The following is a 25,402-nucleotide window of genomic DNA, read 5'->3' on the forward strand; positions in this document are numbered from 1 at the left end:
GCCCGCCGACCCTGCGGTCTTGCAGGCGTAAGAGCGCAGTCCGTCGCGCGGCTGCGCTCAGAACTGCGACCTGTCTCGGGGTAAAAGCTCGGTTGTTTCAGCCGCTCCGTATACAAAGGCGGGAATCCCTAACCTTCATAACCATACGTTAGTTTTTACCAACAACGCTTCTTAAATACACCGCTTGCGGCGTCACACCCGCCGCGCGGGAAATTTCTCGCGGACAGGTGGTCTGACCAGTATTTTTACATACACGTATTCTAGCACCGCAAGAAAATTCCTCCTGTTATGGATAAAATCAGCAAAGTTCAATTTTTCACTTCGCCGACACAACCCCCAGAGCGATCGACAGCATCTTCGATTCGGCGCTGTCGGCCCGTGAAGTTACGACCACCGGTTTGGCCGCCCCCATAAGCAGCCCGGCGATACGGGCGCGGGCAAAATAAACCATCGACTTGCCGAGCATGTTGCCGGCTTCGATATCGGGCACCACCAGGACATCGGCTCTGCCGGCCACCGGGCTCACGATCCCCTTGTGGCGGGCCGCCTCCTCGCTGATCGCGTTGTCGAGCGCCAGCGGGCCGTCGACGATCGCTCCCTTGATCTGGCCCCGTTCGGCCATCTTCGCCAGCGCAGCCGCCTCCAGCGTCGCCGGCATGCCGTCCTCCACCGTCTCCACCGCCGCCAGCACGGCCACCCTCACCGGGTCAACCCCCAGAGAACCCGCCAAAGCGACGGCGTTGCCGATGATGACCGCCTTGTCGGCCAACGAAGGGCTGACATTCATCGCCGCGTCGGTCAAGAACAGCAGCCGGTCCCAGCCGGCCAGCTCAAGGACGAACACATGGCTGAGAAGCGAACCGGTGCGCAAACCCGCCTCCTTGTCCAGCAGCGCGCGCAGAAAGTCGCCTGTGCCGATCAGCCCCTTCATCAGCATATCCGCCTGGCCGCTGCCCACCATCGCCGCCGCCCGCCGCGCCGCCTGGCGGACGTCGGGCTCGTGGATCACCTCCACATCGGCGAGGTTAACCCCGACCGTGCCTGCCAGCGAACTCAGCCTGGCCTGGTCGCCGACCAGCACGAACTCGGCGATGCCCTGCTCCCGTGCGTCCCGCACCGCCGCCAGCACCGCGTCGTCATGCGCCGCCGCCACCGCCACCCGGCGGGGCGGCAGGCTGCGGGCCGCAGCCAACAACTCGTCGAACTTCCTGATCATCTCTCACCCTCCCCGAAATAACGCATGCTCGTCTTCTTCCATTCCTTGGTCGAAAACAGCATGACGAACTCCCCCAAACCGAGCTCGGCCGCCAGCTCGGCCGCCAGCCGGGAACATTCCGCGCGGGTGTGGCCGTGAAGCATGATATAGAAATTATAGGGCCAGCCGTCCCGCGGCACGCGGGCGTAGCAATGCGTCACCGCCGCGCTGGCGGTCATCTTCGCCGCCACCTCGTCGAGCCTGTCCGCGGGCACCTGCCAGGCGCACAGCGCGTTGGCGGCGTACCCGATCTCGCGGTGCCGCAGCACCGCCCCCATCCGCCGCATCTCGCCCCTTTCCCGGTAGCCCGCCAGCCTCGCCAGCAGCTCCGCCTCGCCGATACCCAGGCGCTCGGCCACCGCCTTGTACGGCTCAGGCACCAGCGGCAGATCGTCCTGCAACGCGGCGATTATCTTCCTGTCAAGATCGTCCAGCATCCTCACCTACTCCAGCGTAAAACGCACGTTAACCTTGAACTTCTTCGTCGCCGGCAAATTAAGCAACCGCTTTATGCCCGGCAGCCCGGCCACCTCGGCCAGCACCCGCTCCTGGGCAGCCATGTGCGGGCTGAGGAGCGCGAACCACAGATTGTACTTCCCCTCGCGCTCATAATTATGAGTCACGCCTGGATAAGCGTTCACCGCCGCGGCCACCGCCGGCAGCGCGTCCGGCTCGACCGCCAGCGCCACCAGCGTACTCACATACCCCAGGCGCCCCGAATCGAAAAACGGGCCGATGCGGCGGATAAATCCGTTGTCGCGCAAAAACCGCAGCCGGTCGATGACCGTCCCCTCGTCGGCGCCGAGGCGCTCGGCCAGCGCCGCGAATGGCCGGGAAACCAGCGGAATGTCGCTCTGGATGATATTCAGCAACCGCTTGTCAAAATCGTTAAGCATGACGACCCCCGAAATTAACAAGGGGCAGACTGGTCAGACTGCCCCGCATGTATTCATTCTAGCAAAATATGGCTAATTACGTCAAGCAGCTCGCTCCGCCCCGTCCCGTCCGCCGCCGAATAACCGATCACGGCCGCGTCCCCCGGCAGCGCCAGCTCGTCGCGGATGACCGCCACACTCTTCCTCGCCGCCTGGCGGGAGAGCTTATCCGTCTTCGTGGCCACCACCTGCACCGGCCGGCCGAGCTCGGCCAGCCGCCTAAACGCCTCCTTGTCGCTGTCCATCGGCGGGTGGCGGCTGTCGATCAGCTGGCATATCAGCTTCAGGCGCGGCGACGCGGCCAGATACTCATCGATGAACTTCGTCCACTGGCGGCGCACCGCCCGGCCGGTGCGGGCATAACCGTAGCCCGGCAGATCGACCAGCAGGAACTGACGCCGTTCCTCCTCGCTGTATTTCAGCGCCACCGAATAGAAATTGATCGTCTGCGTCTTGCCGGGAGTGGCGCTGGTGCGGGCCAGGCCGCCGTGGCGACAAAGCGAATTGATCAGCGACGACTTGCCCACGTTCGAGCGGCCGATGAAAGCCACCTCCGCGAAATCGCCCTCCGGGTACTGGTCGGCCCGGACGGCGGACGCCAGATAACGGGCGCCCACCACGTTCGGCGCCGGCGTCGCGGCGCTCATTGGTCGGCCAGTGCGGCCCCGAGCACCTCGTCCATATGCTCCACCAGAACGAACTCCAGGCTGCGTTTCACATTCACCGGTATCTCATCCATATCGCGCTTGTTTTCCTTAGGCATGACGATCTTCTTGATACCCACCCGGTGGGCCGCCAGCACCTTCTCCTTGATGCCGCCGACCGGCAAAACGCGGCCGCGCAGCGTGATCTCGCCCGTCATGGCGATATCGTTCCTCACCGGCCGGCCAGTCAGGGCCGAGGCGATCGCTGTCGCCATCGTGATACCGGCCGACGGGCCGTCCTTGGGGATAGCCCCCTCCGGCAGGTGGATATGGATATCCGTCTTCTCGTAGAAACCGGGTTCGATACCCAACTCCTCGGCGCGGCTGCGGATATAGCTGAAGCCCGCCTGAGCCGACTCCTGCATCACCCCGCCAAGCTGACCGGTCAAAGTCAGCTTGCCCTTGCCCTTCATCGTCGAAACCTCCACCGCCAGCACATCGCCGCCCACCTCGGTCCACGCCAGGCCGGTGGCCACCCCCACCTGGAGGTTGCGTTCCGCCTTGTTGTGGCGGTGCTTGGGCGCCCCCAGGAAAGTGTGCAGATTCTGGGCGGTGATCTTCACTGTCGTCCGCTTCTCCTGCACGATCTGGCGGGCCGCCTTGCGGCAGAGATTGGCGATATTGCGTTCGAGATTGCGCACCCCGGCCTCGCGGGTATAATCGCGGATGACCTTCTGGATGGTTCCCTCGGAAAAAACGATCTGCTTCTCGGTCAGGCCGTGGTCGCGCACCTGCTTGGGAATGAGATAGCGCAGGGCGATCTGGACCTTCTCCTCCTCCGTATAGCCGGCGATGGTGATCGTCTCCATCCGGTCGAGGAGCGGCTTGGGAATATTATGCATCACGTTGGCCGTCACCACCCACAGCACCCGCGAAAGGTCGAACGGCACCTCCACGTAATGGTCGCTGAAAGTGTTGTTCTGCTCCGGGTCGAGAACCTCCAGCAGCGCGGCCGACGGGTCGCCCCGGAAATCAGAACTCATCTTGTCGATCTCGTCAAGCAGGAAAACAGGATTCTTCGAGCCCGCGGTGCGCATCCCCTGGATGACCCGCCCCGGCAGCGCCCCCACATACGTGCGCCGGTGGCCGCGGACCTCGGCCTCGTCGCGCACCCCGCCCAGCGACACGCGCACAAACTTGCGCTCCATCGCCCGGGCGATCGAACGGGCCAGCGACGTCTTGCCCACGCCGGGCGGCCCTACCAGGCAAAGGATCGGGCCCTTCATCTTCTCGGTCAGCTTGCGGATCGACAAATACTCCAGAATCCGCTCCTTCACCTTCTCCAGACCGTAGTGATCCTCATCGAGAATCTTCTCGGCGATAGAGATATCCAGGCGGTCGGTCGTCTCCTTTGTCCACGGCAGCGCCAGCAGCCAGTCGAGATAAGTGCGGATAACGGCGCTCTCGGCCACCATCGGCGGCATCTTCTCCAGCCGCTCGATCTCCTTGGTAACCTTCTCGGCCACCTCCTTGGGCAGCTCCTGCTCCTTCATCCGCTGGCGGTACTCGTCCGCCTCCGCCATCCGGTCGTCCTTATCGCCCAGTTCCTTCTGGATGGCCTTAAGCTGCTCGCGCAGATAATACTCCTTCTGGGTCTTCTCCATCTGCTTACGGACGCGGACATTGATCTTCTTCTCCAGTTCGAGGATCTCCATCTCGCGGCCGAGGATATCGCACAGCCTCTCCAGGCGCTCCTTCACATCCACCGCGTCCAGCAGCACCTGCTTATCCTCAATCTTCAGCGCCAGGTGGCTGGCGATCAGATCGGTCAGCCGCCCCGGCTCCTCGACCATCACCACCGACACCAGCGTCTCCGGCGGAATCTTCTTGCTCAGCTTCACCCACTGCTCGAACTGGCTGACCGCCGTGCGCGTGAGCGCCTCCACCTCCGGCGTCTTGGGCTCCGCCCCGTCGTACTCGCGAATCTCGGCCATATAAAACGGATCAAGCTCTGCGTAACGCACGATCTCCGCCCGGTGGAGCCCTTCCACCAGCACGCGGATTGTGCCGCCCGGCAGCTTTAGGAGCTGCTTGATCTCCGCCACCGTGCCGATGCTGAAAATATCCTCCGGCAGCGGCTTATCGGTCTGCGCGTCGCGCTGGCTGGCCAGAATAATCTGCCGGTCGTGCACCATCGCCTCCTCCAGCGCGCCGATTGACTTCTCGCGGCCGACATCGAGATGAATGATCATATATGGAAAAACGAGAATGCCCCTGAGCGGCAGTAACGGCATCTTTCTGAGCTGTTTGGACAAATTGTTTCGCCCCCTTCGGATTCGCATGGCAGTGTTAGTTTCAACGCCGCTATTTATAAATATTCTCAGGCCCTGGGGAAAAATCCTCCAACGCGAAAACATGCATCGGAGACCCCCCTATCCAATCGTACCAAAAAAGAGCCGATGTTGCCATCGGCTCCCTGCCAAACTTACATCTTCAGCCCCGCAGCGGTGAGATAATCGTGCTTCGGCGTCAGCACCTCCAGCCGGCAGAGATCGCCCACCTTCACCAGCGCGTTCTTGAGCACCTCGTCGATCGTCTCCGCCGCCACCACCTCGACCCCGATCGTCTTATACAGCTCCTGCCAGTTCTCCTTCGGGATAATGACCCGCCGCGCCCCCGCCTGCTTGGCGGCGGCGATCTTCGCGCTCACCCCGCCCACCGGCTTGACCAGGCCACGGATCGAAATCTCGCCCGTCATCGCCACCGTGTTGTCGATAGGGATATTGTTCACCGCCGAATAGATGGCCGTAGCCGCCGTCACCCCGGCCGAAGGGCCGTCCACCGGACCGCCGCCGGGGAAATTGACGTGGATGTCGTACTTGTGGTAGTCGATCCCGAACCGGCTCCACAACACGGTAAGTACATTATCCAGCGACCCCTTGGCCATACTCTTGCGGCGCATCGTCCGGCCGGGCACGCCGATCTCCTCCTCGTCCACCACCCCCGTCACCGTCAACTTGCCGTTCCCGAGCGGGTTCGGCACCACCGACACCTCGATCTCCATCAGCGTGCCGACGTTCGCGCCGTATACCGCCAGGCCGTTGGCGAACCCCACCTGGGGCTTGGGGCCGATCTTCCGATCCGGCTGGGGGCTGTACTGGCCGAAATTCACCACCCACTCCACATCGGCGGCGGCAATGTTCCGCTTGCCGTCGTTCAAGGCCACGCCGGCCACGATCTGCACGATGTTGACCGCCTCGCGGCCGTTGTTGGCATACCGTTTGATGACCTCCACCGCTTCGTCCTCGATCGTCAGATCCACCTTCCGGACGGCGTTGCGGGCGATCAGGGAGACCTCGTCCGCCAGCAGCGGTCGGAAGAAAATCTCCACACACCGCGACCGGATGGCGGGCGGAATATCCTGAGGCATGCGGGTAGTCGCGCCGATGAGGCGGAAGTCGGCCGGCAGGCCGTTCTGGAAGATATCGTGGATATGGGACGGAATATTGGTATCCTCGGTGCTGTAATAAGAACTCTCCAGAAAAACCTTGCGATCTTCCAGCACCTTCAGCAGCTTGTTCATCTGAATGTGGTGCAACTCGCCGATCTCATCGATGAACAGCAGACCGCCGTGAGCCTTGGTAACCGCCCCGGGCTTGGGCTGGGGAATGCCGGCGATGCCGAGCGGCCCCGCCCCCTGATAAATGGGATCGTGCACCGTGCCGATCAGCGGATCGGCGATACCACGCTCGTCGAAGCGGGCTGTCGTCGCGTCCATCTCGATGAACTTGGCGGCTGCGCCGAACGGCGACAGCGAATTTCGTTTGGCCTCCTCCAGCACCAGCCTGGCCGCCGCCGTCTTGCCCACGCCAGGCGGACCGTACATGATCACATGCTGGGGATTTGGCCCGCATAAAGCCGCGCGGAGCGCCTTCAGCCCCTCCGCCTGGCCGACGATCTCGCCGAAGCTGGCCGGCCTGGTCTTCTCCGCCAGCGGCTCGGTCAGCGAAATCTCCCTGAGACGCTGCAGCTTCTCCATCTCCTTCTTAGATTCCCGCTCCACGGCTACCCTGTTACCCTGCTGGGAGCGGAGGAGATTCCAGAAGTACATGCCAATCACGACGGCGAAGAAAAACTGGATCACGGTGATAATATTGACGGCGTAGTCCACACTCCGAACCTCCTTCCCGTCTGTTTCCCGGCCGTTGATAAGCCCCCATCTGCGGCGTTGCACCTGCGGGCGCTTGCTAGCGTACGGCCGAGTACGCGTCGCGGCGCGTCCTCTGTGCGCCTTGCATCTGGAGGCTTCTGAACGGCCTTTTGCTTTGTATGTTTTCGTACTCTTAGTATAGGCAGCGGCCGTGTTTTTATCCCGGCAAAAGCGACTATGGCCGGCGGGTAAAAAAACAAAAAACCGGGGGATTTCTCCCCCGGCAGCCTTTGCGGTTAAGCCGATTCCTCTTTCTTCTTCGCCTTGCGGTCTATCGTCACCAGGATGGGCTCCTCCTTGCTGAGCACCACCTCGCGGGTCACGATGCACTTGGCCACATCGCCGCGCGACGGCACCTCGTACATCACGTTGCGCATGATGCCCTCGATGATCGACCGCAGGCCGCGCGCCCCCGTCTTGCGTTTGAGCGCCTCCTGGGCGATCGAGCGCAGCGCCTCCTCCTTGAACTCAAGCTGCACGTTGTCGAGGTCTAGGAACTTCTGGTACTGCTTCACCAGCGCGTTCTTCGGCTCGACCAGGATGCGCACCAGCGCCTCCTCGTCCAGCGCGTCCAGGGTCACGATCACCGGCAGGCGGCCGACGAACTCGGGAATAAGCCCGAACTTCAGCAGATCCTCGGGCAGAATCTGCCGCAGAATCTCGCCCACCTTCTTCTCCTCGCGCGTCTTGATATCGGCCCCGAAGCCCAGCTGCTTCTTGCCGGTACGCGAGCTGATAATCTTATCAACCCCGTCGAACGCCCCGCCGCAAATAAACAGGATATTCGTCGTGTCGATCTGGATGAACTCCTGGTGGGGATGCTTGCGCCCGCCCTGCGGCGGCACGCTCGCCACCGTGCCCTCGAGAATCTTCAGCAGCGCCTGCTGCACGCCCTCGCCCGACACATCGCGGGTGATCGACGGATTCTCCGACTTGCGGGCGATCTTGTCGATCTCGTCGATATAGACGATCCCCTTCTCCGCCTTCTCCACATCGTAATCGGCGGCCTGAATGAGCTTTAAGAGGATATTTTCCACATCCTCGCCCACGTAGCCGGCCTCGGTCAGCGAAGTGGCATCGGCGATCGCGAACGGCACATTCAAAATCTTGGCCAGCGTCTGAGCAAGCAGCGTCTTGCCGCTGCCCGTCGGGCCGAGCATCACGATGTTCGACTTCTGCAGCTCGACATCTTCCAGCTTCGTGCCTAGATTGATCCGCTTGTAGTGGTTGTAAACAGCCACCGCCAGCGTCTTCTTGGCCTCATCCTGGCCGATGACGTACTGGTCGAGAATTTCCTTGATATCCTTGGGTTTAGGGATATCGCGAAGCTCAAGTTCGACATCCTCGCTCAGTTCTTCCTCAATGATCTCGTTGCACAGCTCGATACACTCGTCGCAAATATACACCCCTGGCCCGGCGACGAGCTTCTTGACCTGCTCCTGCAGCTTGCCGCAGAACGAGCACTTTAATTGACCCCTGTCATCTCCGAACTTAAGCATCTCTTCACCTCATTACTTGGGAGTTTCCTTGCGGCGCTGGATCATGACGGCATCGACGATGCCGTACTCCTTGGCCTCCTCGCTCGACATGAAGAAATCCCTTTCCATATCGCGCTGGATCTTCTCCATCGGCTGCCCGGTATGGCGAACGAGAATCTCGTTGCCGATTTCCCGCAGCCGGAGGATCTCCTTGGCGTGAATCTCGATATCGGTGGCCTGCCCCTGGGCGCCGCCGTGGGGCTGGTGAATCATCACCCGGGAATAAGGGAGCGCATAGCGCTTGCCCTTGGCGCCGGCCGACAGCAGCAGGGCCGCCGCGCTCGCCGCCATCCCGATGCAGATCGTCGACACATCCGGCTTGACATGCTGCATCGTGTCATAAATCGCCAGGCCGGAAGTCACCACGCCGCCGGGGCTGTTAATGTAAAGATGGATATCCTTGTCAGGATCTTCCGACTCCAGGAACAGCAATTGAGCGATAATCACATTCGCAACCGCGTCGTCGATCGGCCCGCCGAGAAAAACGATCCGGTCCTTGAGAAGACGGGAGTAAATATCGTAGGCGCGCTCGCCGCGGTTGTTCTGCTCGACTACTATCGGAACGAAGTTCATTAATTATACACCTCGGTACTGATATTTTCAACCTGCAAAATTTATCGTCAGATACCTTCAGTATCTATAATATTATCTTGGCGGAACGTTTGCTATACCGCCTCCGCGGCTTCGGTCGCCTCCGCGGCGTCGATGATCACCTGGGCGGCCTTCTTCCGGATCACCGTTCTGGTCAGAGCCTCAAGACGGCCCTCACTGAGAATAATCCTCCGCACTTCCTCCACCGGCGCCCGGTAACTGGCCGCCATCCCTGCGATCTCCTTCTCCAGGTCCTCGGAGTTGGCCTCGATATTCTCGGCCTTGGCGATCGCCTCCAGCATCAGGTCGGTCTTGACGCTTTCCACCGCCGACTCGCGGTAATTGGCGCGCAGCATGGCGAAATCCGTCTTCGTAGCCTCCATATACTTCGCCAGGCTCATGCCGCGGTTCTGCAGATTGACATCCATCTCCCGCAACATGCTGTCGATCTCGTTCTGGACTACCTCCTCAGGCAGATCAACGGTGCAATTGTCGACCGCCGCCTTGATGGCGTTGGTGCGGAACTCGCGGTCGGCCTTGTTCTCAGCCGTCTTTTTTAAATTATTCTCTATATCGGCCTTTAATTCCTCCACGCTGTCAAAGTCGCTGACCTCTTTGACGAACTCGGCGTCCACCTCGGGAACCTCACGGCGCTTGACATCAATTACCTTAACCTTGAACTCGGCCGCCTTACCGGCCAATTCGGGAGCCATATACTCCTCCGGGAACTGCACCTTCACCTCGCGCTCATCGCCCGCCTTGGCGCCCATGAGCTGATCCTCGAATCCGGGGATGAAGCTGCCGGAGCCGATCTCCAGCGGGTAGCCCTTGCCTTCGCCCCCTTTAAACGGCACTCCGTCGATGAACCCCTCGAAATCGATAATCGCGAAATCGCCCTTATCCAGGGCGGCTCCCTCGGCAACCACCATCTTCGCATGGCGGTTACGGAGACTCTCGATCTGTTTGTCTACTTCTTCCTCGCTCACCGTAGCCGCAGGCTTGGCGACCTTGAGACCCTTGTACTCGCCTAGCTCGATAACCGGCTTAACGACAAACCTCACCTTGAACACCAGCGGCTTATCTTCCTCGAACGTGACCACCTCGATCTCCGGGCGGGTCACCGGCTCGACATCCTGCTCCTCAAGAGCCTGCATATAGGCGGGCGATGCCAGCAGCTCGAACGCCTCGTCCAACAGAGCCTGCTTGCCCAGGCGCATCTCCATGATCTTGCGGGGCACCTTTCCCTTGCGGAACCCGGGGATATTCACCTTAGCGGCCAATTTATGATAAGCCTTATCAACCGCCTTCGCCACCTCGGGCTGCGGCACCTCAATCTCCAGGAGCATTTTATGGGCGTCGATCTTTTCTGCCGTAAACTTCATAGATTCGTATTGCCTCCTTATTTAATTATGATTCAGGCTTAGTATTACCAGCGGGGCGAAAATTCCCGCCAAATATGCCATGAATTATATGATAACATAATAATTACCTAAAAATCAAGTAATTCGGCCATTGATAAGCCCCGGCTACGTTGCACCCGTAATGGCCAGGCCGCGGTCCGGCCCACCTTGCAATGGGCACTTCTGAACGGCCTAAACCTGATACCCAACTTTCATGCGCCTGTAAATCATATAGCCGAAAACCCCCGGATGTAAAATCCGGGGGTTTTCCTCGTGGAGCGGAAAACGAGATTCGAACTCGCGACCCTCGCCTTGGCAAGGCGATGCTCTACCACTGAGCTACTTCCGCATGTCTTGGGAACAAGGGTTATTATAGCGGATTTTTCCCCGCCTGTCAACATAACCGCCGCGAGAAAATTCTCCCTAAAACAGCAATACCCCAGGTTGCCCAGGAAGCCCGGCGCACCGGAAAACACTCCGCACCGGCAACCTGGCCGCAAATGCACACCGAGAAAACCGGTAGCATATTATGTACCAAACGCGCAAAGGGGGAATTCTGTTGTACTACCGGCTACAGGAATACTGCCGGCTGGTCGCTGGCGCCCGCCGCGGCGCAATCTACAACCTGCAAACAGGCAAAGTCCTGTCCATCAACCAGGGCGCCCTCCAGCTCCTCCTCGCCTGCCAGCAAAGCCCCCTGGAGGATGTCCTGGACATACGCGCCCCCGAAGACAAAACCTTCGTCGACTTCCTCCACCGCCTGACCGAAATGGGTCTGGGCTCCTTCTACCTCGACAAGCCGGCCGCCGGCCGCGCCCCAGCCCCGGCCGCGGAACCCTCCAAACTCAACTTCCTGTGGCTTGAGCTCACCTCATCGTGCAACAACAAATGCCTCCACTGCTACGCCACCAGCGGACCCTGCGCCGACAGCGACGCCGTGCCCCACGACAGGTGGCTTTCCCTCATCTCCGAAGCTCGCGCCGCCGGCGCCGGCGCCATCCAGCTCATCGGCGGCGAGCCCCTCCTCTACCCCCGCTGGCGGGAACTGGTCGAAAAAGCCCGCGCCGAAAACTTCGAATTCATCGAAATCTTCACCAACGCCACCCTCATCGACGACGACTGCGTAGCTTTCTGCAAGCGGCACGGCGTCAACATCGCCACAACCATCTACGCCGACAACGCCGCCGTCCACGACCGCGTCACCCTCAACCCCGGCAGCTTCGCGAAAACCATGGCCGCCGTCGACAAAATCCTCGCCGCCAAAATACCCCTGCGCATCGCCTCCATAATCATGAAAGCCAACGAGCACGAAGTCAAAAACATCATGGACCTGTGCGCCAGACTCGGTGTCGAGGTCACCCCTCCCGACGTCGTCCGTCCCACCGGCCGCGGCGACGACAAGGACCTTCTCCCGGCAGCCTATGTCAAACCGCCCATCCGGCCGCCCTTCTACACCGATCCCGAAACCTTCGACAAAGCGCAGCGCTGCCACACCTGCCTCGACGGAAAAATCGCCGTCACCGCCGGCGGCGACGTCATCCCCTGCATCTTCGCCCGCAGCGAGATATGCGGCAACATACTCGCCTCGTCCCTCGCCGACGTACTTAACGGGCAGCGCCTTCAGCAGTGCTGGCGCACCACCAAGGACCAGGTCGAAAAATGCAAAGACTGCGAATACCGTTACGCCTGCACCGACTGCCGGCCGCTGGCCCAGGGTTCGGACTCCGCCAAGCGCTGGCTGGCCTGCTCGGTGGACTGTCCGTACAACCCCTATACTGGAAAATGGGAGGAATGAACCTACATGACCGAAGAAAAACTCAATCGTCCCAAATGGGAAAGTCCGGAGATGACCGAGTGGGATGACGACTGGAACGAAGAAGACGACCGGCAGCAAATTATCGGCTGTCCGCCCACCGGCACCCCCTGCTATCCCAACTGCCGGCCGCGCTGCAACCCAGTCTGCGCGCCCCCCGGCCCGCCGACCTGCAACCCGCGCCCCTGCAACCCGCGTCCTTGCTATCCACGGCCCTGCAATCCGCGCTTCTGCTATCCCCGTTCCTGCTATCCCCGTTCCTGCTACCCCCGCCAGTGCTACCCCCGCCAGTGCTATCCTCGCCAATGCTATCCGTCCTGCAACCCGCGCTTCTGCTACCCCGGCAGCGGCGGCTACACCGGCGGCAACCAAGGGAGCTGCTCCCCGATCTGTTCGCCCCCCTGCGGGCCGATGTGCTTCCCCCCCGGCTAAACCCATAACCCCCCTTATAAAAGAAAGGCGCACATTCACCTGTATGTGCGCCTTTCCTCTTCCCGGCGGCGGCAAAAGCTTTACCCCATTTACAAAATATGCTATCTTAAAAACAGGCAAAGCCGGAAGGAGCTGATCTTCTCCGATTCATAGCGACAACCCATGAACTCGGAACAGATATTTAAAACAACTTTCACAGCCCGATAAACCTGTTGCGGCCGTTACACCCCGACGGTTTATTTGTGGCGAGTTGTTTTAAGTATTCTGGGTCCTGCCCGCCGGCGCCTCAGAATTCTGAGGCGCTTTTTTCATGCGGGAAAATCGCCGGCTTTGCCAAAATAATCAAAGGAGAGTCCAAAAATGAAAATCATCGAAAACAATAAAATCGCCCTCAAAACCCTGGAGAAATGCCTCGCCAGGCCGGAAATCTTCACCAAAGGAACGGCCAAGTTCTGGGACGACGACCACATATCCGGGCAAATGCTGCGGCTTCACCTTAACCCCGACATCGAAGCCGCCAGCAAAACCGCCGCCACGATCACCGCCGAAACCGCCTTCATAATCGACACCACCGCGATGAACGGCGGCAAAACGGTGCTCGACCTCGGCTGCGGTCCCGGCCTTTATGTCAAAGAATTCGCCAGGACAGGCGCGAAGGTTACGGGCATCGACCTTTCCGCGCGGTCGGTCCGCCACGCCGCCGAAACCGTCGGACCGGAATATCCCGATACGACCTTCGTAAACATGAATTATCTCGACCTTGCATACCGGGAAACCTTCGACATCGCCACCCTCATCTTCTATGACTTCGGCGCCCTCGACCCCGGCGAGCAGCGCAGACTGCTCGCCCGCGTCCACGCCGCCCTCAAAGATAACGGCGTGTTCGTCTTCGACGTGATGTCCCGCAACTGGAAAAACCCCCTGGGTAGCGGCGTCGCAATCCACCAAAGCGGCTTCTGGCGCCCCGACCCGTACATCGAAATCCTCACCGCCTTTTCCTACGACGACCCGCGGACCGAGGCGCGGCAGTACGCCATCATCGGCGAACGCGGCGACACCGAAGTCATCCGCATCTACATCCGGCTGTTCGGGCTGGAAGAAATAATCCGCCTGCTCGCCGACCACAACTTTACGGTCGAGAAAATTTTTAAAAACCTCAAAGGCGACCCCCTGGACGAACGCGCGGAAACGTACGCGATCTTCGCGCGCAAAGCCTAACCCTCGGCCGCTTTGCCGTAACCTTCACCCATGGTAAAAAAAGCAACCCCGACCGATCTCCGGACGGGGTTGCTCTTACTATTTTACACGACGTAAATTCTGGGGCTTGCGCTTCGCGAACGCCAGTATCCCCCCCAGCGCGATCGACAGAAACGCCGCCATCAGCACCCGGTACTCGGGCGGCAGCAGGAAAGTGACGGTATGCGCGGGGATCCAGAACAGCGGCAGCGTCCTGAGGACCACGAAACTCACGAACCCGTGCCAGTCAATGCGCCCGACCACCGTCTTGAGGTCGATCCGCGCCAGATTGGCCAGCTTGCCGTCCGCCAGATCGATATACGTGTCGGTGACGCGGTGGAAGGCCATGAAAGTCGGCGCGAACGTCAGATTCATCACCGCGCTGATCAGGAAAGCGGTCACGACCGCCGCCGTCGAAGCGTAGCCGCCCGGCAGCATTCCCTTGGCGATCGTAGCGATAACCCCGGCGCTGAACACCTGGAACATCAGCGTGATCGCCATCCCCAGCACGCCCCACACGAACGCCTTGAGCGCCAGCCCGACCGGCCGCCGCCACTGTCCGCCCGCGATCCTCGCCGCCAGCAGCTCGCCCATCGTGGCGAGCACGGCGAACTTCGCGAATCCCATCGCGTAAGGGTAGGCGATGCTAAGGGCGACGAACGACTGACGGGTGCCGGGCAGCGCCAGAAACAGGACAATCGCGCCCAGGCCCGCCAGCCACAGGAGATCACCAGACCTCATTGACCGAGGCCCTTCCTCACCGCCGCCAGATTAAGCTCGTACAGCTCGGGCTTCTTCTTGCCGACCACGGCGCTCACAGCCTTCTCGACGCTGGCCATATCCACCATCGTCAGCTTGGGCAGCAGCGCCCCCAGGCACACCATATTGGCCAGGCTGACGTTTCCCAGCTCGTTGGCCATATCCCCGGCCGGCACGGCGATAACCTCGATATCGTCGCGCTTCTCGGCCGTGGAAATGATCGAGCTGTTCGCCACCAGCACCCCGCCCGGCTTGACCCGCGGCAGAAACTTGTCGTACGACGGCTGATTCAGCACGATCGCGAAATCGGCGTATTCAATGACCGGGGAATGGATTTCCTCGTCGGCGACCAGCACCGAGCAGTTGGCTGTGCCGCCCCGCATCTCCGGGCCGTAGGAAGGGATCCAGCACACCTCGCGCCCGTCGAGCATGCCGGCGTAGGTGAGGATCTTGCCGACGAACATCACGCCCTGGCCGCCGAAGCCGGCCAGCAGAATCTTATCCATCACAGCGCCTTCACCTCCTCGGCCACCTTAAGCTCGCCCATCTCGTAGACAGGCATCATATTCTCCCGCAGCCACTTCAGGCTGTCGGCCGGCGACAGGCCCCAGTTGGTCGGACAGGTCGACAGGATGCTGACCAGCGCGTATCCAAGCCCCGCCTGCTGCACCTGAAAAGCCTTCTTCAGGCACTTCTTGGTCTCCATGATATTCTTCGGCGTATCGACCGAGCAGGCGGCGACATACACCGCGCCGTTCAAAGTCGCCACCGTCTTCGGCATATCGATCGGCGCTCCCACCAGGGAGCAGTCGCGGCCATAGGGGCTGGTCGTCGTGATCTGGCCGCCGATCGTCGTCGGCGCCATCTGGCCGCCGGTCATGCCGAACACCGCATTGTTAACCATGATCGAAGTTATCTTCTCGCCGCGGGCCGCCACATGAATGGCGTGGGCGGTGCCGATCGCGGCGATGTCGCCGTCGCCCTGGTAAGTGAAAACCAGCTTGTCGGGCAGGGCCCGCTTGATGCCCGTGGCCACCGCCTGGGCGCGACCGTGGGCGGCGCCCACGAAATCGCAGGCGAAGAAATCGAGGGAAAAACCGGCGCAGCCCACCGGCGCCACGCCGATGGTATCGCCGATGATATCGAGCTCCTCCAGCACCTCGCCAATCAGGCGGTGGATAACGCCGTGGGTACAGCCGGGGCAGTAATGGAAAGGCAGCTCGGTAAGGCCCTTGGGTCGGCCGAATACTCTTTGCACGCTGTTACACCTCCACCGCCAGGTCGAACACCTGGCCAAGCTTGCGCAGAATTTCATTCTCGCTGGGCAGCATGCCGCCCAGACGGTTATGGAGATACACCGGCGCGCGGCACTCCACCGCCAGCTTCACGTCTTCCACCATCTGGCCGAAATTGAGCTCGACGGTCAGGATGCCCTTCACGCCGTCCAGATTGGCGAACGCCTCCTCCGGGAACGGCCAGAGGGTTATCGGCCGGATCAGTCCCACCTTGAGACCCTGCTTGCGGGCCTTCAGCACCGCGCTCTTGGCGATGCGCCCGCAGGTGCCGTAGCCGACGATCAGATACTCGGCGTCCTCGGCCTGGAACGCCTCCCAGCGTTGCAGGCTATCCTTCATCTCGGCGTACTTGGCCTCCAAATGGAGATTGTTGGCCTCGCCGATCTCATTCGTGAGCGCGTAGTTGGCCACCTTGCGCTTGGCCCGGCCCTTGCAGCCGCCCACCGCCCAGTCCTTGGCCGGCAGCTCGGCCTTGGGCCGCTTCTTGAGCTCCACGGGTTCCATCATCTGGCCGAGAAATCCGTCGCTCAGGATGACCACCGGCGTGCGGTACTTATCGGCGAGATCGAAAGCCTCCATCGTGAAATCATAAAGCTCCTGGCCCTTCGACGGCGCCAGCACGATCTGGCGATAGCCGCCATGGCCGCCGCCCTTGGTGCACTGGAAATAATCCGCCTGGGTCGGTCCCAGCCCGCCGAGGCCGGGGCCGGTGCGGGTCACATTCACCACCACCACCGGCAGCTCGGTCGCCGCCAGGTACGACATCCCCTCCTGCTTGAGGCTGAACCCCGGACTGGACGAGGCTGTCATAACCCTGGCGCCGGTCGACGCGGCGCCGTAACACATATTGATCGAAGCCACCTCATCCTCCCCCTGCAGGAGGGTACCGCCCGCCTTGGGAAGATGCTTAGACAAATATTCGACAATCTCGGTCGAAGGGGTTATCGGGTAGCCGAAAAACAGCTTGCAGCCGGCGCGGATAGCCGCTTCGCCAATAGCCTCGTTCCCCTTCATAAGCTCCTTGGACACGCGCTTCATCTCCTTTCCCGCTGCTCGCTAATCCTTGTAAATCTCCAGGGCCAGATCGGGGCACACCGTGCCGCACAGCCCGCAGCCGATACATTTGTCCGGGTCGACCGGCACCACCACGTAATAGCCCTTCGAATTGGGCTTGTCGCCGATGGCCAGCACCTTGCGGGGGCACACCCCGATACACAGGCCGCAGCTCTTGCAGTACTCGCCCAGCACAACGACTTTCGCCATTTGCTCACCGCCTTTCCGCCCCGCCCGCCGCCAGGCAGGCCAGAGCGATCGAATATAATTTGCCTTCCGGCGTCTCGGAACGGGAAGTCAGCACCACCGGATTCCTGGCGCCGAGCACGATCCCGGCCATCTTGGCCTTGGCGTAATAGAGAAGCGACTTGCCCATCGCGTTCCCTGTCTCGATATTCGGCATCAGGAAAAGATCCACCTGCCCGGAAATCCGGCTGGTCAGCCCCTTATGCCTGGCCGCCTCCGGGCTGAGCGCCACATCCAGGGCGATCGGCCCCTCCACGATCCCCGGCGGCAGCTCGCCGGCCGCCGCCATATCGGCGAGCGCCTTGGCGTCCATCGTCGCCGGCATCTTCGGATTGACCTGCTCGTTGGCCGTCAGCACGGCCACATTCGGCCGCTCGATCCCCAAGGCGCGCAGCACCAGCATGGCGTTCACCAGAATATCCTTCTTCTCCGCCAGGGTCGGGGCGATATTCATCCCCCCGTCGGTCTGAAAAACCAGCTTCGGCTCCCCCGGCACCTCGAACGCCGCCAGATGGCTAAGCAGCCTCCCTGTGCGCAGGCCCACCTCCGGGTGGAGCACCGCCTTGAGAAAATCGCTGGTGTTTATCAGGCCCTTCATCACCACCTGGGCCTCACCCTTGCTCACCAGCGACACCGCCGTCAGCGCCGCCTTGGTCATATCCTTCTCGTCCACCACCGGCGTATCGGCCGGCAGGCCGACCTCCGCCATCAGCGGCCGGATAACCGCCGCGTCGCCCACCAGCAGGGGACTGGCCAGACCGTTGTCCTGAGCCAGCTTGACAGCCTGCAGCACATCCTTGTCCTGGGCCGCGGCCACGCTGATCGTCATCTGCCCCGGGCGTTTGGCCCAGGCCAGGACCTCCTGAAAATTACGCAGCACTAAAACTTACCTCCCAGCTAAAGCACTCCTGGAATGTGCCGGCCAGTCTAAAAAGCTCCAGATGCAAGGCGCACCGCAAGATGCGCCGCGACGCGTACTCGGAACGTACGCTAGCAAGCATCTGAGGAGCAACGCAGCAGATGAACTTTTTAGACGGCCGCTTAGTATCTGTTATCTAATTATAAATCTTGGCCTTTTCCTCGCCGCGTAAAACGCGCAACGCCCCCAGCATCAGCGACTCCATCTCCTCCTCGCCGGGGAAGACGACCACCGGGGCGATATGCCTGACGCGGGCGGCCACATCGTCCGTGATCCGCCGCGAATGCGCGATGCCGCCGGTCAGCACGACATAATCCACCTCGCCGGCCATCACCGTCGCCAGCGCGCCGATCTCCTTCGCCACCTGATAGGCCATCGCGTCCAGCACCAGGCCGGCCTGGGCATTGCCCTCGGCGGCCATCTTCTCCGCCTCGCGGACATCCCGCGTACCCAGATACGCGTACATGCCGCCAGAGCCCATCATCCTGGCCGCCAGTTCCCGGGCGGTAACCTTGCCCGAGAAGCACAGCTTCATCAGCGGCGACGCCGGCAGCCCGCCGCTGCGGTCGGGGGAAAACGCCCCCTCGTCCTTGCCGTTGCTGACATCGATCATCCGGCCCTTGCGGTGGGCGGCGACGGAAATCCCCGAGCCGAGATGAGCCACCACCATGTTCAGCTCCTCGTAGCGCCGGCCCTTCTCGGCGGCCACCTTGCGGGCCACCGCCTTGTGGTTGAGGGCGTGGACGAGGCTTAAGCGCGGCAGTTCCGGCAACCCGGAAATGCGGGCCACCTCCTCCATCTCGTCCACCGAAACCGGATCGACGATAAACGCCGGTACGCCCGTTTTCTTCGCTATGTCCAGAGCCAGCGCCGCGCCGAGGTTGGAGGCGTGCTCGCCGGCCGGGCGGTGCTCCAGATCGTCGACCATCTGGGCGTTGACCCCGTACGTACCGCTGGTCAAAGGCTTCATCAGCCCGCCGCGGCCGACAGCCGCGCTCAGGCTCTCCGGCGCGATGCCCGCCTCCGCCAGCGTCTTGAGGATCAGATTCAGGCGATACTCCTTCTGGTCGAAAACGCGGCCGAACCCCTTCAATTCCTCGCCGTGATGCTCGATCGTCTTCTTGAACAGCGGCTTTTCACCGTCGAACACGGCCACCTTGGTCGAAGTGTTCCCGGGGTTGATGGCAAGAATCCTTTCCACAGCAAACCTCCCCTAAATCGTTCCGGCTGTCGGAACAATGTTCCACAAATACGCAAGTAGATAAATGGGGCCCAGCCCCACTTATCTACTTTTTTCTATTATGATTCTACCTTATATTTTCCTCGCCTGCAACAATAATATCCCGGTTGCGGCGGCAAAGCTCAGCCGGCGGACGCCCTTGTCGCCCCGCCGGGCACCTTGGCCGGACGCGGGTCGAGGAAGGAGACGAGCAGGAAGGTGACGACCGCCACCGGCCAGGCGAGATAGATGGGGTGGGAAACGACGCGGATGGCCGGCACGAACTGCCACAGGGCCAGGAAAAGGATGCCGGTCAGCAGCGTCCAGAAGGCCGAGCCCTTCCTGCACAGGCCCGGGAAGAACAGCAGTCCGAGCAGCACGACGGTGTACGAGGTCGTCAGCGTCAGGCCGATAAGCAGCGTCTTGATGATCCCCACCGCGTACGTCGCCATCCAGAAAGTCAGCGCGCTGATGATGAGCACGGTCAACCGGGATATCAGTATCTGCCGTTGCTCGGGCAGGTCGGGGTTGACGAACCGCTTATAGATGTCGTTGACCACCAGCGTGGAGCTGCCGAGCAGCAGGCCGACGGCGGTCGACACGTCGGCCGCCCACAGGCCGGACAGAGCCAGGCCGGCCACCCACGGGTTGAGCTCCAGCAGCGTCTTGGGCAGGGCCATGGCCGGGGTGATGCCGGGGAACTTGGCGGCGGCCACGATGCCGAACACCGCGCAGATAAAGCCGGCCGGGAAGATGATCAGGCCGCCGAGGATGAAGCCCAGCTTGGCGCGCTTGCCGTCCTTGGCGGCGAAAGCGATCTGGGCCACCGCCTGGATGGACTGGGTCTGGGTCAGCATGACCACGAACCAGGCAACGATCATCGCCAGCGGCAGGCCGGCGAGCAAATCGAAGCCCGGATGGCCGGCGGGCAGCGATGCGACCACCTTGGCGACCCCGCCGGCGTTACTCACAACAATTAATGCGCCGGCGACAATCCCGACGTAAATGACCATCACATTGATAAGGTTGCTGAGGCCGGCGGCCCAGTAGCCGCCCACCAGCGTGATGCCGATGAACACGACGGCGCTGACCAGCATGCCGGCTTTAAAGGTGAATATCCCGGGCATGAGCGCCGCCAGGATGGCTCCGCCGGCCACGTACTGCAGCGAGGTGATGACCATCTGGATGACGATCTGCCCGAAGACGCCGATTACCCGGCCCGAGGTATCGAAATGGCGCTCAAGGATCTCAGGCACCGACGTCGTCTCGAACTGGCGGAATTTTTCCGCCACCAGAAAACCGGCGGCGACGGCTCCCGCCGCCCAGGCGGCGTTGTACCAGCCGGCGGCCAGACCCTGTTTATAGGCCCCCTCGGCCACGCCGATCGTCGACGCGCCGCCCACAGCCAAACCGGCGATCATCGTCGCCACGATGCCGGGGCCGAAGCCGCGGCCGGCGAGCAGGTACCCGAGATAACCGCCGCCCTTGCTCAACTTGGTCGAATACCAGGACACCGCGTACAGGACCACTATATAAGCAATAACAATAACGAGAGCGATGTTCACCTGCACAAACCTCCCTTTTCATTCCGGCCGCCGCTGCCGCGGACATCCGCATCCCGGCGGCCTCTTCCGATTACCCCGCTGCAAAAAACTCCGTCTCCTCCTCTTTAGTCTTCTATTCCAGTTGCGGAAAGGTGAGCGTCCCGTGCGGCATGACATGGACCAAGCCGCCGCCTGCGGGCAGAGCCTCCGCCAGCGCCGCGGCCACCGACGCCGCCGGCTTCATCCCCACCCGCGCCGCCGTTTCGGCGGCAAGGCCGCTCACCAGATAAACAGTCTTGCTCTCCAGAATCTGCCTCGTCCTTAGCGCCACGAAGCCGGGCATGGTGAAATTCTCGTGCAAGGCCGCGCTCATCGCGGCGTACGTCCCGTGCCGGAACCAGCTCAGGAAAGCCTCCGGGCCGGGCCCGTCGAAGCACTCGCTCACCAGAATGATAGCGCCGCCGTCCTTCGCCGCATAGTCGGCGTTGTCGAGCGCCTTGATCGACTGATAAAGCTGGATATCCTTCGGATAGCCGCCGCAGCTGGCGACGACGACATCCGCCCTTTCCCGGATGGGAACGGCGAACGCCTCCTCCACTACCTTCGTACCGGCGGCGTGGGCCTCGCGCCAATGGCCGGCGACGATGCCGATGAAATCCTTGTTCTCGTTCACCACCACATTCAAAAGAAAGTCCGGCGCCGCCAGGGCGCAGATCTCGTCCATATCCTCGGCCACCGGGTTGCCGGCCGTCACGCCGGCGCCGATCTCGCCCGGCCCCGCCTTGAGCGCCAGACCGTGGTTCTCCTGAATGGTCGCGTACCCCGCCACCCCCGGGGCGACGCTCTTGCGGCCGCCGCCGAAGCCGGCCAGCAGATGATAGGATATGCCGCCCGTCAGGATGAGCTTCGGCGCCTCGTACACCATCCGGTTCAGGAGGATCGCCGTCCCCCGGCGGCTCCTGCCCAGGTCGACCAGATCGGCCGCCTGGCAGTCGTGATCGTAAACCCTCACCCGCCGCAGCACCTCGTCGCCGACGATCAGGCGGTGCTCCTCCACCGTCTGGCTGCGGTGGTCGCCGGTAGCGAACACCACCGCCACATCGGCGTCAGGCACGCCCGCCGCGTTCAGCTCGTCGAGCAGGATGGGCACCAGCACGTCGCTCCGCACCCACAGGCGGGTAACGTCGCTCACGACGATCACCACCTTGTCGCCGGGCCCGAACACCTGCCGGAAAGGCGGCGAACCGACCGGCGCCGCCAGCGCGGCCAGCACTCCCGCCTTCATATCGGCCACCGGCCGGGTGGGGTTTGACCCGATGATATTCACCCGGTAATCAGCCGGTATCTCGAAAACTTCCTCGCGTTTGCCGTAGTGAACGCTATACATGGTCATTCTGTTACCACACTCCGAAAGTTTATAGTATCGGCTCGGTTTCGCGACAGCCAACCGCAGCCGTCTCTACTTTTCTACCCCGTACGCGCGGGCCAGCAGCTCAGCCGTGTGCAGCACCTCGCCCGCCACGCCCCGCTGATTCATCCCGTCGCGGATATGCATCATGCACATCGGGCAGCCCGTCACCACCAACTCTGCGCCACTCGCCGCGATATCGTCCACCTTGTGGTCGTTGATCCTGCGCGACAGCTCGTAATGGGCGAGGCTGAAGCTGCCGGCCGCCCCGCAGCAGCGCGCGGGCGCCTTCAGCTCCTTGAAGGTCAGCCCCGGCACGCCGGCGATCAGCTCGCGCGGCTGCCGCCTCACCCCCTGCGAGCGGGCCAGGTGGCAGGAATCGTGATAAGTCGCCGTCGCCGCCAGCCCTTGCATCTCGGCCGTCAGACCCTCCTCGGCCAGGAACTCGGCGAAATCCTTCGTCTTCGCCGCCAGAGCGGCGGCCTTCGCCGCGTACCCCGGCTCGCCGGCCAGCAGCGCCGCGTACTCCTTGCGGAGCGCCGCCCCGCACGACCCGCAGGCCGTAATCACCGCATCCGCCTCCAGGCCGGCGAACGTATCCACCGTCGCCCGTGCCAGCTCCACCGCCGTCGGCACGTCGCCGTTCACGTACACCGGCGTGCCGCAGCAGTGCTGGCCGGCGGGAATGATCACCGCGATGCCGTTGCGCTTCAGCACCTCCACCACCGCCTCGCCGATCTGCGGATAAATATAATTGATCATGCAGCCGGTGAAAAACGCCACCGTCTTGCGGGGTTCAGCCACATCCACCCGCGCCGGCACCCGGCTGCGGAACGGCCGCGCGTCCACCGGCGACACCAGCCGCCGCATATCCAGCCCCATCGGCAGCCTGGGCAGCATCCCCTTGCCCCCCGGAGCCGGCCGCAGCAGCAGCCCCTGGAACATCGGCCCCATGCGCATCCCAAAATCGAACAGGCGGCGGTTCCTCAGCCCCAGGCGGAAAATCAGCTTCTTCAGAAGCGGCAGCCCTTTATCCTCGGCCAGCTTCCGCCGGGCCGCCAAAATCAGCTGATCGAGCTTAACACCGCTCGGGCAGTTCTCCTGGCACGCCTTGCACATCAGGCACCACGACATCCGTTCCTCGAAACCCGCGCCGGCCGCGTCCACGTCGCCGCGGATAACCGCCCGGATAAGGTTCACCTTGCCGCGGGCCACCGTCGACTCGGCCCCCAGCTCCCGAAAAACCGGGCATACCGACTGGCACGCCCCGCACTTGATGCACCGTATAACTTCCCTCTCCAGGTCGCTCCACTGCACAGCCCCCACCCCCTAAACCAACTCGGGGTTGAGGATATTGTTCGGGTCGAGCGCCCGTTTGATGGCCCGCATCGCCATCATGCCGCCCTCGCCAACCTCCAGCGGCAGATACTTCTTCTTCACCAGGCCGATACCGTGCTCGCCGGTCAGCGTCCCGTCCATCGCCAGCGTCGCCCGGAAAATCTCCTCGGCCGCCTTCTCCACCCGCGCCATCTCGTCCCTGTCCCGCTCGTCCGTCAGGATGGTGGCGTGCAGGTTGCCGTCGCCCGCGTGGCCGAGCACCGCGATAATGATATCGAACTTATCCGCGATCGCGCGGATAATCCGCACCATTTCCGGGATCTTGTCGCGCGGCACCGTGCAATCCTCGCCGATGATCGTCGGCCGCACCCGGGAAACGGCCGCGAACGCCGCCCGGCGGGCTACCCACAGCTCGTCCGCCTCCTTAGCGTCCCTGGCCACCTTCACCGTCGCCCCCTGCTCGCGGCAGATGCCCTCGATGATGCCGACCTGCTTGTCCAGCACTTCTTTGTCGCCGTCCACCTCGATCAGCAGCACCGCCTCCGCCTCCACCGGCAGGCCGACATTCACCGCCGCCTCGATGTTGCGGATATAGATATTATCGAGCAGCTCCAGCGTCGTCGGTATGACCCCGGCCATGAACACCCGGGCCACCGTCTCCGCCGCCTTCTCCATATCGTCAAAAATCGCCAGCATCGTCTTCTTCGCCTCGGGCAGCGGCAGCAGCTTCACGATCACCTTCGTCACCACCCCCAGCGTCCCCTCCGAGCCCGTCATCAGCCGGGTAAGGTCGTAACCGGCCACGCACTTCATCGTCCGCGCCCCCGTCTTGATGATCTCACCCGTCGGCAACACCACCTCGAGACCGAGGACATAATCCCGCGTCACGCCGTACTTTGCGCCGCGCGGCCCGCCGGCGCACTCCGCCACGTTGCCGCCCATCGTCGAAAACGCCTTGCTCGCCGGATCGGGGGGATAAAAAAGGCCGAGCTTCTCCACCTCGGTCTGGAATTCGGCGGTAATCACCCCCGCCTCCACCTCGGCGACCATATTCTTGCGATCGATCCCCACGATCTTATTCAGCCGCGTCAGCACCATCACCAGCGCCCCGGCGCAGGGGATGCTGCCGCCGCTCACATTCGACCCCGCCCCGCGCGGGATGACGGGGAACTTATACTCGTTCGCCAGCTTCAGCAGGGCGGAAACCTCGGCCGCGCTGCCCGGATAAGCCACCAGAGCCGGCATCCCCTCCTTGCCCGCCGTCACCGCCGACGCGTCGTACGTATAACAATACCGGTCCTCGAACCTGTCAAACACGTGCTCAGCCCCGACGATGCCCTTAACCGCCGCAACAACCGTCTGCTCCATCCTTTGCTACCTCCGTTTTTCCGTTCCGCCAGTCAGAACGCCGTGCCGAATTTGTCCACTCCCGGCGAGCATATTTCCTTCCTAGTTCAATACATAATGTAATTTTCCTTCCCGCAAGGACAAAGCAATTTTTTTCTGCCCCCATAACAAAAACCAGCCCTCCATGCGAAAGGCTGGTAAGTAAGCGTACCGAAAAACG

General features: G+C 62.2%; 23 protein-coding genes and 1 tRNA gene. 3 read left to right on the forward strand and 21 right to left on the reverse strand.

From position 1 onward, the window contains the following. Window positions 1–316 precede the first annotated feature (316 nt). The 10 genes from Q4T40_13825 to Q4T40_13870 form a co-directional block, all read right to left on the reverse strand. Complete coding sequence (locus Q4T40_13825; protein MDT8902329.1) at window positions 317–1,216, reverse strand: phosphate butyryltransferase; 900 nt, start codon at window positions 1,214–1,216, stop codon at window positions 317–319. Then, on the reverse strand, window positions 1,213–1,692 hold the full coding sequence (locus tag Q4T40_13830; GenBank protein MDT8902330.1) for an AsnC family transcriptional regulator: 480 nt from the start codon (window positions 1,690–1,692) through the stop codon (window positions 1,213–1,215). Before Q4T40_13830 ends, Q4T40_13825 begins: the two co-directional genes overlap by 4 nt. A gap of 6 nt (window positions 1,693–1,698) precedes the next feature. Then, window positions 1,699–2,151: an AsnC family transcriptional regulator gene (locus Q4T40_13835; protein ID MDT8902331.1), complete on the reverse strand. Its 453-nt coding sequence runs from the start codon at window positions 2,149–2,151 to the stop codon at window positions 1,699–1,701. A 53-nt stretch (window positions 2,152–2,204) separates the two neighbouring features. Further along, on the reverse strand, window positions 2,205–2,837 hold the full coding sequence (gene yihA, locus Q4T40_13840; GenBank protein MDT8902332.1) for a ribosome biogenesis GTP-binding protein YihA/YsxC: 633 nt from the start codon (window positions 2,835–2,837) through the stop codon (window positions 2,205–2,207). Then, on the reverse strand, window positions 2,834–5,149 hold the full coding sequence (gene lon, locus Q4T40_13845) for an endopeptidase La (GenBank protein MDT8902333.1): 2,316 nt from the start codon (window positions 5,147–5,149) through the stop codon (window positions 2,834–2,836). The genes yihA and lon overlap by 4 nt, the downstream gene beginning before the upstream one ends. Window positions 5,150–5,319: 170 nt before the next feature. Beyond that, window positions 5,320–7,005 carry an ATP-dependent protease LonB gene (gene lonB / locus Q4T40_13850; protein MDT8902334.1) on the reverse strand — a complete coding sequence of 562 codons (1,686 nt, stop codon included), beginning with the start codon at window positions 7,003–7,005 and terminating at the stop codon, window positions 5,320–5,322. A gap of 275 nt (window positions 7,006–7,280) precedes the next feature. Further along, window positions 7,281–8,543 (reverse strand): ATP-dependent protease ATP-binding subunit ClpX, encoded by a 1,263-nt coding sequence (gene clpX / locus Q4T40_13855; GenBank protein ID MDT8902335.1) that lies wholly within the window; start codon window positions 8,541–8,543, stop codon window positions 7,281–7,283. A 12-nt stretch (window positions 8,544–8,555) separates the two neighbouring features. Then, window positions 8,556–9,155: an ATP-dependent Clp endopeptidase proteolytic subunit ClpP gene (gene clpP, locus Q4T40_13860; protein MDT8902336.1), complete on the reverse strand. Its 600-nt coding sequence runs from the start codon at window positions 9,153–9,155 to the stop codon at window positions 8,556–8,558. Window positions 9,156–9,247: 92 nt separating this feature from the next. Continuing rightward, window positions 9,248–10,555, reverse strand: coding sequence for a trigger factor (gene tig, locus Q4T40_13865; GenBank protein ID MDT8902337.1), 1,308 nt, complete (start codon window positions 10,553–10,555; stop codon window positions 9,248–9,250). Between the two features lie 292 nt (window positions 10,556–10,847). Then, a tRNA-Gly gene (locus Q4T40_13870) sits at window positions 10,848–10,922 on the reverse strand. A gap of 210 nt (window positions 10,923–11,132) precedes the next feature. Between Q4T40_13870 and Q4T40_13875 the strand changes: the two genes are divergently transcribed. The 3 genes from Q4T40_13875 (at window position 11,133) to Q4T40_13885 (ending at window position 14,036) form a co-directional block, all read left to right on the forward strand. Then, window positions 11,133–12,368, forward strand: coding sequence for a radical SAM protein (locus tag Q4T40_13875; GenBank protein MDT8902338.1), 1,236 nt, complete (start codon window positions 11,133–11,135; stop codon window positions 12,366–12,368). Window positions 12,369–12,374: 6 nt separating this feature from the next. Then, window positions 12,375–12,818, forward strand: a complete 444-nt coding sequence (locus tag Q4T40_13880; GenBank protein MDT8902339.1) for a hypothetical protein — start codon at window positions 12,375–12,377, stop codon at window positions 12,816–12,818. 360 nt (window positions 12,819–13,178) lie between these two features. After that, entirely contained in the window at window positions 13,179–14,036 is an 858-nt protein-coding gene (locus Q4T40_13885; GenBank protein ID MDT8902340.1) for a class I SAM-dependent methyltransferase, read from the forward strand. 78 nt (window positions 14,037–14,114) lie between these two features. Here Q4T40_13885 and Q4T40_13890 read toward each other — a convergent pair whose 3' ends face one another. From Q4T40_13890 to Q4T40_13940, 11 genes are all read right to left on the reverse strand, one after another. Continuing rightward, entirely contained in the window at window positions 14,115–14,795 is a 681-nt protein-coding gene (locus Q4T40_13890) for a hypothetical protein (GenBank protein MDT8902341.1), read from the reverse strand. Beyond that, entirely contained in the window at window positions 14,792–15,319 is a 528-nt protein-coding gene (locus Q4T40_13895) for a 2-oxoacid:acceptor oxidoreductase family protein (protein ID MDT8902342.1), read from the reverse strand. Before Q4T40_13895 ends, Q4T40_13890 begins: the two co-directional genes overlap by 4 nt. Next, window positions 15,319–16,071: a thiamine pyrophosphate-dependent enzyme gene (locus Q4T40_13900; protein ID MDT8902343.1), complete on the reverse strand. Its 753-nt coding sequence runs from the start codon at window positions 16,069–16,071 to the stop codon at window positions 15,319–15,321. The genes Q4T40_13895 and Q4T40_13900 overlap by 1 nt, the downstream gene beginning before the upstream one ends. Before the next feature lie 4 nt (window positions 16,072–16,075). Continuing rightward, complete coding sequence (gene vorB, locus Q4T40_13905; GenBank protein MDT8902344.1) at window positions 16,076–17,137, reverse strand: 3-methyl-2-oxobutanoate dehydrogenase subunit VorB; 1,062 nt, start codon at window positions 17,135–17,137, stop codon at window positions 16,076–16,078. 27 nt (window positions 17,138–17,164) lie between these two features. After that, entirely contained in the window at window positions 17,165–17,371 is a 207-nt protein-coding gene (locus Q4T40_13910) for a 4Fe-4S binding protein (GenBank protein MDT8902345.1), read from the reverse strand. Window positions 17,372–17,375: 4 nt separating this feature from the next. Continuing rightward, window positions 17,376–18,287, reverse strand: a complete 912-nt coding sequence (locus Q4T40_13915) for a bifunctional enoyl-CoA hydratase/phosphate acetyltransferase (protein ID MDT8902346.1) — start codon at window positions 18,285–18,287, stop codon at window positions 17,376–17,378. 175 nt (window positions 18,288–18,462) lie between these two features. Next, entirely contained in the window at window positions 18,463–19,527 is a 1,065-nt protein-coding gene (buk, locus tag Q4T40_13920) for a butyrate kinase (GenBank protein MDT8902347.1), read from the reverse strand. 161 nt (window positions 19,528–19,688) lie between these two features. Further along, window positions 19,689–21,110, reverse strand: coding sequence for a sodium:solute symporter family protein (locus Q4T40_13925; protein MDT8902348.1), 1,422 nt, complete (start codon window positions 21,108–21,110; stop codon window positions 19,689–19,691). A 112-nt stretch (window positions 21,111–21,222) separates the two neighbouring features. After that, a complete protein-coding gene (larA, locus tag Q4T40_13930; GenBank protein MDT8902349.1) occupies window positions 21,223–22,482 on the reverse strand; it encodes a nickel-dependent lactate racemase in 1,260 nt (419 codons plus the stop codon). A gap of 66 nt (window positions 22,483–22,548) precedes the next feature. After that, a complete protein-coding gene (locus Q4T40_13935; protein MDT8902350.1) occupies window positions 22,549–23,814 on the reverse strand; it encodes a (Fe-S)-binding protein in 1,266 nt (421 codons plus the stop codon). 12 nt (window positions 23,815–23,826) lie between these two features. Continuing rightward, window positions 23,827–25,203 carry an FAD-linked oxidase C-terminal domain-containing protein gene (locus tag Q4T40_13940; protein MDT8902351.1) on the reverse strand — a complete coding sequence of 459 codons (1,377 nt, stop codon included), beginning with the start codon at window positions 25,201–25,203 and terminating at the stop codon, window positions 23,827–23,829. Window positions 25,204–25,402: the final 199 nt, after the last annotated feature.

Source organism: Selenomonadales bacterium 4137-cl (genome assembly GCA_032334055.1).
In the GTDB taxonomy this organism is placed as follows: Bacteria; Bacillota; Negativicutes; order Sporomusales; family UBA7701; genus Anaeroselena; species Anaeroselena agilis.

Bases quoted from the DNA above. Each gene is read 5' to 3' on its own strand.
- Q4T40_13825 (MDT8902329.1), bottom strand. From the start codon at position 1,216: ATGATCAGGAAGTTCGACGAGTTGTTGGCTGCGGCCCGCAGCCTGCCG.
- Q4T40_13830 (MDT8902330.1), bottom strand. From the start codon at position 1,692: ATGCTGGACGATCTTGACAGGAAGATAATCGCCGCGTTGCAGGACGAT.
- Q4T40_13835 (MDT8902331.1), bottom strand. From the start codon at position 2,151: ATGCTTAACGATTTTGACAAGCGGTTGCTGAATATCATCCAGAGCGAC.
- yihA (MDT8902332.1), bottom strand. From the start codon at position 2,837: ATGAGCGCCGCGACGCCGGCGCCGAACGTGGTGGGCGCCCGTTATCTG.
- clpX (MDT8902335.1), bottom strand. From the start codon at position 8,543: ATGCTTAAGTTCGGAGATGACAGGGGTCAATTAAAGTGCTCGTTCTGC.
- clpP (MDT8902336.1), bottom strand. From the start codon at position 9,155: ATGAACTTCGTTCCGATAGTAGTCGAGCAGAACAACCGCGGCGAGCGC.
- tig (MDT8902337.1), bottom strand. From the start codon at position 10,555: ATGAAGTTTACGGCAGAAAAGATCGACGCCCATAAAATGCTCCTGGAG.
- Q4T40_13880 (MDT8902339.1), top strand. From the start codon at position 12,375: ATGACCGAAGAAAAACTCAATCGTCCCAAATGGGAAAGTCCGGAGATG.
- Q4T40_13885 (MDT8902340.1), top strand. From the start codon at position 13,179: ATGAAAATCATCGAAAACAATAAAATCGCCCTCAAAACCCTGGAGAAA.
- Q4T40_13890 (MDT8902341.1), bottom strand. From the start codon at position 14,795: ATGAGGTCTGGTGATCTCCTGTGGCTGGCGGGCCTGGGCGCGATTGTC.
- Q4T40_13895 (MDT8902342.1), bottom strand. From the start codon at position 15,319: ATGGATAAGATTCTGCTGGCCGGCTTCGGCGGCCAGGGCGTGATGTTC.
- Q4T40_13910 (MDT8902345.1), bottom strand. From the start codon at position 17,371: ATGGCGAAAGTCGTTGTGCTGGGCGAGTACTGCAAGAGCTGCGGCCTG.
- larA (MDT8902349.1), bottom strand. From the start codon at position 22,482: ATGACCATGTATAGCGTTCACTACGGCAAACGCGAGGAAGTTTTCGAG.
- Q4T40_13940 (MDT8902351.1), bottom strand. From the start codon at position 25,203: ATGGAGCAGACGGTTGTTGCGGCGGTTAAGGGCATCGTCGGGGCTGAG.